The organism is Heterorhizobium halophytocola (genome assembly GCF_017873095.1).
Lineage (GTDB): Bacteria > Pseudomonadota > Alphaproteobacteria > Rhizobiales > Rhizobiaceae > Allorhizobium > Allorhizobium halophytocola.
Genome location: NZ_JAGGJU010000002.1, coordinates 176,716 through 190,409, shown reverse-complemented (window position 1 = coordinate 190,409; position 13,694 = coordinate 176,716). Strand labels below are relative to the sequence as shown.

Annotated in this window: 12 protein-coding genes; 7 read left to right on the top strand and 5 right to left on the bottom strand. The window is 63.7% G+C overall.

The annotated features are described in order from the left end of the window. Nucleotides 1-117: 117 nt before the first annotated feature. From J2Z17_RS04115 to J2Z17_RS04090, 6 genes are all read left to right on the top strand, one after another. Nucleotides 118-1,011 carry an SDR family NAD(P)-dependent oxidoreductase gene (locus tag J2Z17_RS04115; RefSeq protein ID WP_209942474.1) on the top strand — a complete coding sequence of 298 codons (894 nt, stop codon included), beginning with the start codon at nucleotides 118-120 and terminating at the stop codon, nucleotides 1,009-1,011. A 130-nt stretch (nucleotides 1,012-1,141) separates the two neighbouring features. Further along, entirely contained in the window at nucleotides 1,142-2,392 is a 1,251-nt protein-coding gene (locus tag J2Z17_RS04110; protein WP_209942472.1) for a branched-chain amino acid ABC transporter substrate-binding protein, read from the top strand. 108 nt (nucleotides 2,393-2,500) lie between these two features. Then, nucleotides 2,501-3,451, top strand: a complete 951-nt coding sequence (locus tag J2Z17_RS04105; RefSeq protein WP_209942471.1) for a branched-chain amino acid ABC transporter permease — start codon at nucleotides 2,501-2,503, stop codon at nucleotides 3,449-3,451. Then, entirely contained in the window at nucleotides 3,448-4,758 is a 1,311-nt protein-coding gene (locus tag J2Z17_RS04100) for a branched-chain amino acid ABC transporter permease (RefSeq protein ID WP_209942470.1), read from the top strand. Before J2Z17_RS04105 ends, J2Z17_RS04100 begins: the two co-directional genes overlap by 4 nt. Next, complete coding sequence (locus J2Z17_RS04095) at nucleotides 4,758-5,540, top strand: ABC transporter ATP-binding protein (protein ID WP_209942469.1); 783 nt, start codon at nucleotides 4,758-4,760, stop codon at nucleotides 5,538-5,540. Before J2Z17_RS04100 ends, J2Z17_RS04095 begins: the two co-directional genes overlap by 1 nt. After that, nucleotides 5,540-6,235, top strand: a complete 696-nt coding sequence (locus J2Z17_RS04090; RefSeq protein ID WP_209942468.1) for an ABC transporter ATP-binding protein — start codon at nucleotides 5,540-5,542, stop codon at nucleotides 6,233-6,235. The genes J2Z17_RS04095 and J2Z17_RS04090 overlap by 1 nt, the downstream gene beginning before the upstream one ends. A gap of 345 nt (nucleotides 6,236-6,580) precedes the next feature. On the opposite strand, the gene tal is transcribed toward J2Z17_RS04090, so the two are convergent. Next, on the bottom strand, nucleotides 6,581-7,534 hold the full coding sequence (tal, locus tag J2Z17_RS04085; protein WP_209942467.1) for a transaldolase: 954 nt from the start codon (nucleotides 7,532-7,534) through the stop codon (nucleotides 6,581-6,583). Nucleotides 7,535-7,734: 200 nt separating this feature from the next. Here tal and J2Z17_RS04080 point away from each other — a divergent pair, with 200 nt between their 5' ends. After that, nucleotides 7,735-8,715, top strand: coding sequence for a sugar-binding transcriptional regulator (locus tag J2Z17_RS04080; protein WP_209942466.1), 981 nt, complete (start codon nucleotides 7,735-7,737; stop codon nucleotides 8,713-8,715). A 113-nt stretch (nucleotides 8,716-8,828) separates the two neighbouring features. Here the strand turns inward: J2Z17_RS04080 and J2Z17_RS04075 are convergent, their stop codons facing one another. The 4 genes from J2Z17_RS04075 to J2Z17_RS04060 are packed head-to-tail and all read right to left on the bottom strand — an operon-like array spanning nucleotide 8,829 to nucleotide 13,388. Continuing rightward, entirely contained in the window at nucleotides 8,829-10,418 is a 1,590-nt protein-coding gene (locus tag J2Z17_RS04075) for a gamma-glutamyltransferase family protein (protein WP_209942464.1), read from the bottom strand. An 8-nt stretch (nucleotides 10,419-10,426) separates the two neighbouring features. After that, nucleotides 10,427-11,752: a TRAP transporter large permease gene (locus tag J2Z17_RS04070; RefSeq protein ID WP_209942463.1), complete on the bottom strand. Its 1,326-nt coding sequence runs from the start codon at nucleotides 11,750-11,752 to the stop codon at nucleotides 10,427-10,429. 9 nt (nucleotides 11,753-11,761) lie between these two features. Further along, nucleotides 11,762-12,295: a TRAP transporter small permease subunit gene (locus J2Z17_RS04065; RefSeq protein ID WP_209942461.1), complete on the bottom strand. Its 534-nt coding sequence runs from the start codon at nucleotides 12,293-12,295 to the stop codon at nucleotides 11,762-11,764. 4 nt (nucleotides 12,296-12,299) lie between these two features. Continuing rightward, nucleotides 12,300-13,388: a TRAP transporter substrate-binding protein gene (locus tag J2Z17_RS04060; protein WP_209942459.1), complete on the bottom strand. Its 1,089-nt coding sequence runs from the start codon at nucleotides 13,386-13,388 to the stop codon at nucleotides 12,300-12,302. Nucleotides 13,389-13,694 lie beyond the last annotated feature (306 nt).

The following is a 13,694-nucleotide window of genomic DNA, read 5'->3' as shown; positions in this document are numbered from 1 at the left end:
TTGGATTTTACCGGAATTTCTGCCGCCCCTGATCGGAAAATCGGAAAGATTCTCTTGCATGATGTTTGTTAATTCACTAGTGAGTGAATGTAATAAATGGTTCTCAGGAGGAGACAAATGCAGCTCTCGAGTCGCACAGCCATTGTCACGGGTGCAGGCGGAGGCCTCGGGCGCTCTCACGCGCTCCTCCTCGCCCGGCTCGGGGCCGGAGTGGTCGTCAACGACATGAATGAAGAGGCTGCCCGAAAGGTCGCCGACGAGATCGTTGCCGCCGGTGGCGAGGCGATCCCCTTTGCAGCGTCCGTCACCGACGAAGCCGGGGTGGCAGAGATGGTCGGACAGGCCATGGCGCGCTGGGGCCGCATCGACATTCTCGTCAACAATGCCGGCATCCTGCGCGACAAGAGCTTTGCCAAGATGAGCATCGAGGATTTCCGGCAGGTGGTCGACGTGCACCTGATGGGCGCCGTCGTCTGCAGCAAGGCGGTGTGGGAGATCATGCGCGAACAGCGCTATGGCCGCATCGTCATGACCACCTCGTCTTCCGGGCTCTACGGCAATTTCGGTCAGTCCAACTATGGGGCTGCCAAGATGGCGCTGGTCGGGCTGATGCAGACGCTTTCCATCGAGGGCGAAAAATACAGCATCCGGGTCAACTGCCTGGCGCCGACCGCGGCAACCGCCATGACCGACGGCCTGCTGGAACCCGCGGCGCTCGCCGAACTGCTGCCCGAGCGGGTCAGCGACGGCCTGCTGGCGCTTGTCGGTGACGAGGCGCCGAGCCGCACCATCCTGTGTGCCGGTGCCGGACATTTCGCCGCCGCCAATGTCACCCTGACCGAGGGTGTCCAGATCGCCAATGATGACAATGCGCCCGAGGCCGTCGTTGCCGCATGGCCGCAGATCCGGGACCGCGCCGGCGAGATCGTGCCGGCCTACGGCTTTACCCAGCTCGAGCGGGAGGTGGCGAGCGCGACGGCACAAAAGGCCAGGCGGACCGCACACGGCTGAATTTGCCGCCCCGGCGTGGCGGCGATCCATCCCGTTTCGCCCGAGGAGCGGACGGGGCTGGTGATTGAAGAGCAGAGCCAAGCATAAAAACGGGAGGCGGAACGGGAGTTTCCGCAAAGAGGAGGAACCAATGAAACATCTATATGCAACGACGGCGCTTGCCGCCGCGCTGGTCGCTGGACTGGCAAGCCAGGCGCTTGCCCAGGACACGCTGAAGATCGGCTATGTCGACCCGCTGTCCGGCGGCGCGGCCAGCGTCGGCCAGATCGGCCTCAACCATTTGAAATTCATCGCCGACGAGGCCAATGCCCAGGGCGGCATCAACGGCGAGAAGGTCGAGGTCATCGGCTACGATAATCAGGTCAATGCGCAGACCAGCCTGGTACAGGTGCAAAAGGCGATCGACGAAGGCGTGCGGATCATCGTCCAGGGCAACGGCTCTTCTGTCGGGGTCGCCATCGAGGATTTCGTCGCCAAGTTCAACCGCCGCAACCCGGACAAGCACGTCGTCTACCTGAACTATGGCGCCATCGATCCGGTGCTGACCAACGAGAAGTGCAGCTACTGGCACGTCTCCTTCGATGCCAACGTCAACGTCAAGATGGCGGCCCTCACCAACTTCATCAAGGATCAGCAGGACATCAAGAAGGTCTACCTGATCGACCAGGACTATTCCTTCGGCCATGCGGTTGCCGACAGCGCGGTGGCGATGCTGAAGGAAAAGCGACCCGATATCGAGGTCGTCGGCAACGAGTTCCATCCGCTGGTGAAGATCACCGATTTTGCCCCCTATGTCGCCAAGATCAAGGCGTCGGGTGCCGATGCGGTGATCACCGGCAATTGGGGCCAGGACTTTTCGCTGCTGTTGAAGGCTGCAGGCCAGGCCGGCCTCAAGGTCAAATGGTTCACCTATTATGCCGGCGCCGCCGGCGGCCCGACCGCGATCAAGCAGGCCGATCTCGCAGGTGAGGTCTACCAGATCAACGAAGGCATCAACAATCTCGGCTATCCCGAGGCCGACAAGACGATCAAGGCCTATATCGACCGTTACAAGGATGCGCCCGTCGTCTTCCCGCGCATCTTCAACACCGCCGGCCTGCTGTTCAAGGCGGTCGAGGAAGCCAAGTCCGACGACCCGGCCGATTTCATCCCGAAACTGGAGGGCATGCAATACAAGACCTTTTCCAGCGGCGGCGAAGGCTTTGTTCGCAAGGAGGACCACCAGTTGTTCCAGCCGCTGTTCATCTCCAGCTTCGGCCCGCTGAAGGATGGCGAGAGCTTCGACGAGGAAAACACCGGCTGGGGCTGGACCAGGATCGGCGAAGTCGCGGCCAAGGATACGGTCGTCCCGACCACCTGCGAAATGAAGCGTCCAGGATAAGGTCGGGTCGAGGAGGCGTCGCGATCCCGGTCGCGGCGCCTCGTCCATCTGCCGGAATCGCGGCTAGACGCCCGACCGGCCCATCCGGATCAAAGGCTTGAGATAACCGTGCTCGAAATCGTCTTCGTATCCACCATCAACGGCGTGCTGTTCGGCATGCTGCTGTTCCTGATGGCAAGCGGCCTCACCGTCATCTTCTCGATGATGGGGGTGCTGAACCTTGCCCATGCCAGTTTCTATATGCTGGGCGCCTTTTTCGGCTTCGAGATCAGCCGCCATATCGGCTTCTGGCCGGCCCTGGTGCTGGCCCCGATCCTGGTGGCGCTGATCGGCATGGCCGTCGAGCGCTTCGGCCTCCGGCGCGTGCACCGCTATGGCCATGTCGCCGAACTGCTGTTCACCTTCGGCCTGACCTTCGTCATTCAGCAGGTCGTTGAAATGGTCTGGGGGCGGCTGCCGGTCAATTATGTCATACCGCCCTCGCTCGATTTTTCCGCCTTCACCCTCTTCTCCACCACCTATCCGGCCTTCAAGATGTTCGAGCTGCTGACGGCGGTGGCGATCTTCCTCGTGCTGCTCCTGATCATCCGGCGGACCCGTGTCGGCCTCATCGTCCAGGCGGCGCTCACCCATCCCGATATGGTCGGCATGCTCGGCCATAATGTCGATCGCATCTTCATGCTGGTCTTCGGTGTCGGTGTGGCGCTGGCAGCCGTGGCCGGCGTGATTGCCGGCCCTGCCCTTGTCACCCAATCCAACATGGCAGGCCTGCTCGGCCCCATCCTGTTCGTCGTCGTGGTCGTCGGCGGGCTCGGATCGCTGGGTGGCGCCTTCGTCGCCTCGCTGCTGATCGGGCTTCTCCAGACCTTCGCCGTCGCCTTCGACATCTCGCTTGCCGATGTGTTCGGCCCGCTCGGCCTCGACAATGCGCTGGGCGACTATCTCAACGATATCTGGAACGTCACCATCGCGCAGGTCGCCCCCATCCTGCCCTATCTGCTGCTGGTGCTCGTCCTGATCGTGCGGCCCCGCGGCCTTATGGGAATGCGTGACACATGACCGGAAATCCGTCCACCACCATCGCCCCTCCCCCGCACTTGCCGCCGCCAGGCGGCCCGACCGGCAATCCCCTTTTTCGCTACGGCATCTGGGTCGTGGTTGCCCTGGTGCTCGTGCTGTTGCCGCAGCTGTTCAGCTCCGGCCTGGCGATCTCGACCCTGTGCCTGATGGGCACGATGATCATCTTTGCCCTGTCCTACAACATGCTGCTCGGCCAGACCGGCCTGCTGTCCTTCGGACATGCGGTGTTTTTGGGCCTTGGCGGCTTTCTGACGGCGCATGCCATGAACATGGGCGCCGATGGTCTGTTGCCCGTGCCGCTGATGGCCATGCCGCTCATCGGCGGGGCGGCAGGCCTGGTCTTCGGCCTCCTGTTCGGCGCCGTCTGTACGCGGCGTGCCGGCACCGCCTTTGCCATGATCACACTCGGCATCGCCGAACTCGTCGCCTCCAGCGCGCTCATCCTGCGCCATGTCTTCGGCGGCGAGGAAGGCATCAGTGCCGATCGCACGGATCTGCCGCAGCCGTTCGGCATCATGTTCGGCCCGCAGATCGAGGTCTATTACCTGATCGCCGCCTGGTGCTTCGTCTCGATGCTCGCCATGTACGCGATCACCCGCACCCCGTTCGGCCGCATGTGCAACGCGGTGCGCGACAATCCGGTGCGGGTCAGCTTCATCGGCTACAACACGACCACCCTCCGCTTCATCGCCTTCAGCCTTGCCGGGCTGTTCGCCGGCATTGCCGGTGGGCTCACCGCCATCAATTTCGAGCTGATGAACGCCGCGCAGATGGGCGCTGCCGAATCCGGCACGGTCATCCTGATGGCCTATATCGGCGGCACCGGCTTCTTTGCCGGTCCGATCGTCGGTGCCGTGCTGGTCACCTATCTGCAGTTGATGCTGTCCGACATCACCAATGTCTGGCAGCTCTATTTCGGCCTGATGTTTATCGGCATCGTGATGTATGCGCCGAACGGCATTGTCGGCCTGCTGGCCGCCCAGAGACCGCTGATCGCGCGCGGCGCCCTGCACCGCATGATCCCCTATTACCTGCTGGCGCTGGTGCCGGGCCTCCTTGCGCTTTGCGGCCTTTCCATGGTGATCGAAATGACCACGCAGCTCTCCGTCAGCGCCTCCGAAGGCACGTCGATGAGCCTGATGCACATCCCGTTTGCAGCCGACGACACTCTGCCCTGGGTCATCGCCGCCCTGCTGCTCGGCATCGGCGGCTATGCCTTCGTGCGCGCCGCCGCCATCACCCGCAACGCCTATGACACCGAAACGGCCGACAGGAGGGCTGGCTGATGACATCCGCACCGCAATCTGCCGCCCCCACACCTGCCCCGGCCCTTGCGCTGCAGGGACTGGAAAAGTCCTTCGGCGCGATCAGGATCATCCGTGGCATCGACCTCGTCATTCCCGCCGGCGAGCGCCATGCAGTGATCGGCCCGAACGGTGCCGGCAAGTCGACCCTTTTCCATCTGATCAGCGGTCACTATCGTCCGACGACGGGATCGATCCGGCTGAACGGCGAGGAGATCGCCGGCCTGGCGCCCGAGAAGATCAACCGCCGCGGCCTGTCGCGCAGCTTCCAGATCACCAATATCTTCCCGCAGCTTTCCGTCTGGGAAAACATCCGCTGCGCCACACTCTGGTCGATGGGCTATCGCTATGCCTTCTGGCGCAATGTCGAGCGACTGGCCGACGCCCGCGAGAAGACCGAGCGGATCCTCGGCGAAATCAACCTGCTGCATCGCTGGAACGTACCCGCCGGCGAGCTTGCCTATGCCGAGCAGCGCGCGCTCGAGATCGGCCTGGCGATCGCCGGCGATGCGAGCGTGCTGCTGCTGGACGAGCCCATGGCCGGCATGAGCCATGCCGAGACCGAACGCATGGTCGGCCTGATCCGCACCGTCAGCGAGGGCCGCACGCTTTTGATGATCGAACACGATATGAGCGTCATCTTCGGCCTGGCCGACAGGATTTCCGTCCTCGTCTACGGCGAGCTTCTGGCCTCGGACACGCCGGAGAACATCAAGAGCAATGCGGCCGTGCAGGAAGCCTATCTCGGCACGGAGGCCGCCTGATGCTCACAGTTCGCGATCTCCACGCCCATTACGGCAAGAGCCATATCCTGCAGGGTGTCTCGCTGGATGTCGGTGCCAACGAGGTGGTCAGCATTCTCGGGCGAAACGGCGTCGGCCGCTCGACCACCCTGAAGGCGATCATGGGCAAACCGCAGCCGAAGGGTTCGATCACCTTCAACGGCAGCGAGATCGCCGGCCGAGCGCCGCATGCGATCAGCCGTCTCGGCCTCGGCTACGTGCCGGAGGAGCGGGCCATCTTTCCGACGCTCACCGTCGAGCAGAACCTGATCCTGGGCATGAAGTCGGGCGAAACCGATGCCCGCTGGAGCGTTGACGACACCTGGGCCATGTTCCCGCAGCTGAAGGACCGCGCCCATGCGCCGGGCGGTGCCTTGTCCGGCGGTGAGCAGCAGATGCTCACCATCTGCCGCACGCTGATGGGCAATCCCGACCTGATCATGATCGACGAACCGACCGAGGGCCTCTCGCCGCAAATGGTCGAGCGCACCGGTGAACTGATTGCCGAGATCGCCAGGCGCGGCATTTCCATCCTGCTCGTCGAGCAACGCCTCGTGCTCGCCATGCGCCTGTCGAGCCGCGTCTATGTCATGGGCCACGGCACAATGGTATTCGAAGGCACGCCCGGTGAGCTGATGGAGAACACGGCCATCCGCCGGGAATGGCTCGAGGTCTAGAGCACGTCCTGTAAACACGCGTTCACCCGACCTGCTCCAGTTTGTTGTTTTTACGCATTTCCGTACGGAAAACCGCGACTACACTTTTCCTGGAAATGCCCTAGGTGCGATCAGCGTGCAGGTTCCCTCGCCCGCGGGGGAAGAGTGCCGCCATGCTTCGGGTCGCTGCAGCCTCCGACAAAGGAGGACGTTGACAGCTGTCACCCGCGGCCCGGGAAAGTCGTCCGGTGGCGCTGCGGCGATGATCGGCCGTTGCGGATCCCACGAAAGCCGTTGCGGATCCCATAAAAAAGGCGCGGACCCTGCGATCCGCGCCTTTTTCGCATGTCAGACTGGCGTCAGGTCTCAGGCGAGCGCCTTGGAGACCTTGTCGCGCAGCGTGCCGAGGTCCTTGGCGAAGCTGCGGATACCTTCGGCGAGCTTTTCGGTCGCCATCGCGTCCTCGTTCATCGCCCAGCGGAACGCCTTCTCGTCGAGCGAGACGGCGGCATCCGGCGTGGTCTTTTCCGCCGACAGCTTGCGCGGCAGGGTGCCGGTGTCCTTGTCGAGTTCGTCGAGCAGCGCCGGGCTGATCGTCAGGCGGTCGCAACCGGCCAGCGCTTCGATTTCGCCGGCATTGCGGAAGGAGGCGCCCATGACGATCGTCTCGATGCCGTTGACCTTGTAGTAATTGTAGATTTCGCGCACCGACTTGACGCCCGGATCGGTCTCGGCGGTGTAGTCCTCGCCGGTCGACTTCTTGTGCCAGTCGAGGATACGGCCGACGAAGGGCGAGATCAGAAACACCTTGGCCTCGGCGCAGGCGATCGCCTGGACCTTGGAAAAGAGCAGCGTCAGATTGCAGTCGATGCCTTCCTTCTGCAGCACTTCGGCCGCCCGGATGCCTTCCCAGGTGGAGGCGAGCTTGATCAGGATGCGGTCTTTTTCGATACCGCGCTCCTTGTAGGCGGCGACGATCTCGCGTGCCTTGTCGATCGAGCCCTTGGTGTCGAAGGAGAGATCGGCATCGACCTCGGTCGAGACGCGGCCCGGGACCAGGCTGGTCAGCTTGGCGCCGACGGCAACGGCCAGACGGTCGGCAACGGCGCCAGCCGCGGCCTCGGGGGAACCGCCCTGCTTCTTGCCCCAGGCGATTTCCTCAGCGAAGGCCTCGTCGAACATGTCAGTGCCCAGCGCCTTCAGGACGATGGTCGGGTTGGTCGTGCAATCCACCGGCTTCAGCCGTGCGACGGCTTCGATGTCACCGGTATCGGCGACGACGGTGGTCATGGAACGCAGCTGCTCTAGCTTGGAGGTCATGCGGATAAATCCTTTGGAGAAATGCAGTCTCACGGGGTGGAACGGGTACCGGGCGATTTCGTTTCAACCGGGCCATTCCGTTGTGCCGACTATCGTGGCTCCGCGGTTGCAAAGTCAAGACATTTGTTCATTGGATTTGACATAAGTATCATCGATGGCAATAGTATGACGATCTGCCCCGACACAGGACCCATTACCTCTTGGCCAAGCTTCGACGCGCGACCCATCCGACCTATTCCGAGGCCGCGTCGCTCAGACTGCGGGCCGCCTGGCTCTATTACAACCAGGGCCTGACGCAGAAGGATGTGGCCGAGCGCCTCGGCATCAGCCGTTCCACCGTCATCCGCCTGCTCGACGAGGCGTTGAAGCGCGCCGAGGTGCAGATCTGGATTTCCGACGGCATCGGTGACTGCGTCGAGCTCGCGACCCGGCTGGAACAGGTTTTCGGCCTGGATGAGGCCGTCGTCGTCCCCTCGCCTGTCACGACCGATGCGGATGCGCTGGCGAAGGCCGTCGGCCTGGCGCTCGGCGAATTCCTCTCCGAGGTGATCACCGACAATCAGACCATCGGCGTCGGCTGGGGTCGCACGATGACCGCCTCGCTCGCCGGCTTTCGCGCCAACCGGCGCGAAAACTGCAAGGTTGTCTCCCTGCTCGGCGGCAATGTCGCGGTCCGCCAGATCAACCCGATTGACTATACCTGGCGGCTGGCAAGCCAGCTCGATGCGGAATGCTACATGTTCCTCGCCCCGCTGCTGGTCGACAGCATCGCCACGAAAAAGGCGCTGATCGAGAAATGCGGGCTGAAATCGATCTACGATCTTGCCGAGAATCTCGATCTCGCGGTCGTCTCCTGCGGCGATATCGGCCCGCATTCGACGTCGCTGTCGGAAGGCTTCATCAGCCATGAGAGCCTGGAACAACTGATCGACGCCGGCTGCGTCTGCGACACCATGTTCAATTTCCTCGATGCCGAGGGGCGCTCCGTCGACCACGAGATCAACGAGCGGGTGATGTCGGTCGACCTGGATACCTTGAGAAAGGCCAAACACATCGTCATCGCGTCCGGCGGCGCCCATCGTGCCAAGGCGATCCGCGCGACGATGAAACGCATCGGCTGCCACACCTTGATCACCGATGAGGCCGCGGCACGGGAAATGCTGAAGATGGAGCCCGCCTGAGCGGCTCTGCAGGCAGGCCCCTCGAAAGGCGGAGCCCGGCAAGCCACCGGCGAGCGATTGACGGCCCCTGGCTACCGGGCACCGTGCCGTCCGCGCGCGCGGCTTGCCTGCTGTCAGAAGCCGCAGGCCTGTCCGTCGCTGCGCGGATCGCTTGCCCCCTCCAGCAGGCCGTCGGCGCTGCGGACGATTGCCCCGGCATGCCCCATCATCGCGGTAAAGGGTTCGACGCGCTCCACCCGATGGCCGGCGGCGCGCAATCTTTCGATCACGGCATCGTCGATGCGGCTTTCGACCTTGAGGGAGGTGGTCTCGTCGCCCCAGGTCCGCCCGAGCAGCCAGCGCGGCGCGGTGATGGCCAGCTGCAGCGGCTGGCCGAACAGGGCATAGCGTGAAAAAAGCGCCGCCTGGGTCTGCGGCTGGCCTTCTCCGCCCATGGTGCCATAGACCATGTGCCGGCCATCCTCGAACGTCGCCATGGCAGGATTGAGCGTATGGAAAGGGCGGCGTCCCGGCGCAAGCGCCCGCGGCCCGTCGGCTAAAAGCTGAAAGCTCGATCCCCGGTTCTGCCAGGTGATCCCGGTCTGCGGCAGCACGACCCCGGAGCCGAATTCGAAATAGATGCTCTGGATGAAGCTGACCGAAAGACCGTCGCCATCGACCGCGCCCATCCAGACCGTGTCGCCGGCCGCAGCCGGCATCGGCCATTCGAGCGCCTGTTGCATGTCGACCGCACCGGCCAGTTGGTCGAGCACCGCATCGCCCAGCTGATCCTCGGGCCGCTCGGTCATCGTCTGCGGATCGCCGATGATCCGGTCGCGGACGAGGAAGGCCTGCTTGGTCGCCTCGATCAGGCCATGCAGGTGATCGAAGCCCTCCGCCTCGGTGACGCCAAGCCGCGCAAACAGGGCAAGGATCATCAGCGAGGACAGGCCCTGCGTCGGCGGCGGAAAATTGAACAGCCGGCAGGACGGCAGGGTCACCGCAAGCGGCGCGACCAGCCGCGCCTCGCAGGCTGCGAGGTCGGCCGCCGAGACCGGCGAGCCGGCATTGCAAAGATCCTCGGCGATCCGGGCAGACAGCGCGCCGCGATAGAAACCATCCGCGCCGTGGATGCCGATTTGCCGCAACGTCTCGCCGAGTGCCGGAAGTCTCATCTGCGTCCCCACTGTCGGCGGCTCACCACCCGGCAGGAAGGTATCGGCAAAGCCGGAAACACTCTCCAGTTCCGCCCGCTTGGCAGCGGTCAGATCGGACTGGCTCGCCGTCACCGGAAAACCATGCTCGGCGTGATGGACGGCGTCCTCGACCAGCCGGGACAGCGAAAGCGTGCCGCCGCAGGCGCTGCTCTGCCGCAGGGCGAGATCCCAGCCGGCGACGGTGGCGGCCGTCATGTTGGCCGCCAGCGGCCCGCGCACCGGGATCTGCGATAGCCCGCGGCAGCGGTAGAACTCCGCGGTGGCGGCGGCCGCGGCCCGTCCGCAGGCGTCGATCCCGACCGGCGTTTCACCCGGCCTTCCGATCAGCCAGAAGCCGTCGCCGCCAAGGCCGGTCATGTGCGGATAGACCACGCACAGCGTTGCCGCCATGGCGATCGTCGCTTCGATGGCGTTGCCGCCTTCGCGCAGCACCCGCAATCCGGCCTCGCTCGCCAGGTGATGCGGCGCGGTGACCATGCCACGATAGGAACGAACAGTGTTGAGCATGGTGAATCCTACCAGCCGATCGCATCAGGCAGCCAAGTGGCAATCTGCGGAAAAACGAAGATGAGAACAAGGGCCAGCAATTGCAGGCAGATGAAGGGAACCACGCCCTTGTAGATATCGCTCGTCCTGACCTCCGGCGGTGCGACACCCCGCAGGTAGAACAGCGCCCAGCCGAAAGGCGGCGTGAGAAAGGAGGTCTGCAGGACGGTGGCGATCAGGGCCGCAGCCCAGATAAGATCGACGCCGGCATTGATCAGCAGCGGCAGGAACAACGGCACGACGATATAGCTGATCTCGATCCACTCGATGAAGAAACCGAGGATGAAGATCAGCAACAGCATGAAGATCAGGATGCCATCGGTGCCGCCGGGGACCAGGGCGAAGGCGTCATGCACCAGCCGTTCCCCGCCAAGGCCGCGAAACGACAGGGCGAAGACCTGCGAGCAGATCAGCACGAAGAACATCGCCGCGGTGATCCGCGCCGTGGTTTCGACGGTGGATACCAGGGTCGCCCAGTTGAACCGCCGGGCCAGCACCGCGATCACGATAGAACCGATCGCCCCCATGCTGGCCGCTTCGGTCGGGGCCGCGATGCCGCCGATGATCGATCCCATCACCGCCAGCACCAGCCCGATCGGCGGCAGGCCGACCTTGATCGTCTTGATCAGCAACTGGCGACCGCTGAGCGCACGGCGTTCGGCAAGCGGAATCGGCGGCGCCTTGTCCGGCCAAATCAGCCCGACCAGCAGCATGTAGGCGCAATAGATGGCGGTCAGCAGCAGGCCCGGCATGAGCGCCGCGGCAAACAGCGTACCGACGGATTTTCCCAGAATGTCGGCCAGCAGGATCAGCACCGTGCTCGGCGGTATGAGCTGGCCCAGCGTCCCGGAGGCGCAGATCGCACCGGTTGCCAGCCGGTTGTCATAGCCGCGGCGCAGCAGGGTCGGCAGCGTCAGCATGCCGAGCGTGACGATGGTGGCCCCGACAATGCCGGTCGTCGCGCCCATCAGCATGCCGACGAGAATGATGCCGAGCCCCATGCCGCCGCGCAAGGGTCCGGACAGATGGCCAATCACATCCATCAGTTCCGCCGCCATCCTGGATTTCTCCAGCATCACTCCCATGAACACGAAGAGCGGGATGGCGATCAGCGTGTAATTGGCGGTGACGCCGTAGATGCGCGCCGGCAGAAGCGCGAAAAGTGTGGTGCCGAAACCGAGATAGCCGAAGAAGAAGCCGCTGATCGCCAGCGTCAGCGCCACCGGAACGCCGACAAACAGGAGTGCGAAGAAGGACAGGATGCAGGCGATGACGAGAAGTTCGTTATAGCACATTGACCGCCTCTAGCGGGAGACCGGCGCGGCACCCGGGGTGCGGCCGAAACAAGAAGCGACGGAGCGCAGGAGAGACGCCATGCTCTGCAGCGCCAGGAGACCGAATCCCGCCGGGATCATCGCCTTCAGCACGAAGCGGAACGGCAGGCCGCCCGGATCGGGAGAACCCTCGCCGATGCGGTAGGACTGCATGACATAGGGCCAGGACAGCAGCACGACGACCAGCGCGAAGATCAGGACACAGGCGGTCGAGAACAGATCGATCGCCTGCCGCAGGGAGGCCGGAAAACGCGCATAGAGGACGTCGACCCGCACATGGCCCTCCTGCTGCACCGTATAGGCGATGCAAAGCAGTGCCAGCGGCGACATCAGATGCCATTCCAGCTCCTGCAGGGCCACCGATCCGGTGTTGAACAGGTATCGCAGCAGCACATTGTTGGCCATCACCAGAACGAGCAGCAGACCGCTCCAGGCAGCGATGCGACCGACCACCTCGACACACTTGTCGAGGTGGTCGGCGACGGTTTCAAGCCGGTTCAGCATCGGCTCAGCTGCGGATCTGCGACTGATAGACGGCTTCGGAAATGCCGGCCCACTGGCTGTGCTTCTCCTTGAAGGCGACGAAGTTGTCGTAGACCTTCTTGATCGCCGGATCGCCGGCGGCCATCTCGTCGAGCGTCGCCTTGGTGGTGGCGCGCAGGCCCTCGACCACTTCCGGCGGCAGCGGATTGGCGATCACGCCCTCATTGGCAATCAGGTCGGCCAGCGCATCCGCATTGGTCGCCTCGCACCAGGTATGGCTGAGCACGTTGCAGGCCGCCGCAGCCGCGCGGACCATCTCCTTCAGGTCGTCGGGAAGGCTGTCCCAGGCGGTCTTGTTGATGATCAGTTCGGTGACGTTGCACGGCTCGTGCCAGCCGGTCGTATAATAGTATTTCGCCGCCTTCTGCAGGCCCAGCCGGCGGTCCTGATAAGGGCCGACGAATTCGGCCGCGTCGATCACGCCCCGTTCGAGCGCGGGGAAGATCTCGCCGCCGGGCAGCAGCTTCACATCGACGCCGAGCTTGGAATAGACCTTGCCCGCCAGGCCGGCGATGCGCATCTTCAGGCCCTTCAGGTCGTCGATCTTCTCGATCGGCTTGCGGAACCAGCCGGTCATCTGCACGCCGGTATTGCCCATCTGCATCGGCACCAGGTTGAACGGTGCATAGAGTTCGTCCCACAGCGCCTGCCCGCCGCCGTGGTAGATCCAGGCGCTCTGGCCCTGGAAGTTCAGCCCGAACGGCACGGTGGTGAAAAACTGCGCGGCCGGAACCTTGCCGGCCCAGTAATAGGCGTTGGCGGCGTTCATCTCGACCGTCCCGGCGGAAACGGCATCGAAGCCCTCGAGCGCCGGGATCAATTCGCCAGCTGCGAAATGCTGGATGTCGAGGCGCCCGCCCGACATGGTCTTCACCATCTCGCAGAAATGGGTCGGGCTGCCCGGGCCCGTGACATAGAAGGGCGAACCCGGACCATAGGCATTGGTCATCTTCCAGCTGAAGCTCTCTTGAGCCCTGGCGATGGTCGGAGCGGCAAGGCTGGCGGCGGCAGCGCTACCCACCAGGCCCTTTGTCAGAAATCCACGACGATTCATTGTTCCCTCTTTGCTCTTTTCAAGCGTTTGCGAACCTTCCGGTCCGTTCCGTCAGTGCGTGCGGTGCAACAAGGCTATGTCGCAATGCCTCCGCTCCGCAATGCTGCGCGCGCAATGCAATTTCGACTCCCGGCACAGTGAGGCTTCCCTCCAAAGGCGAAAATTCCGCGCGAAATCATCCGGTTACGATGAGGATGCTTGCCTTTTCGCGGATCGCGGCGCAGCATTGCTGCAAAGTTTTTGTGCGCCATTCGTCAAGCGCCCGTCCGCTGAACGGGTAAGATGCAGTGCAGCAAAGGGGACGAT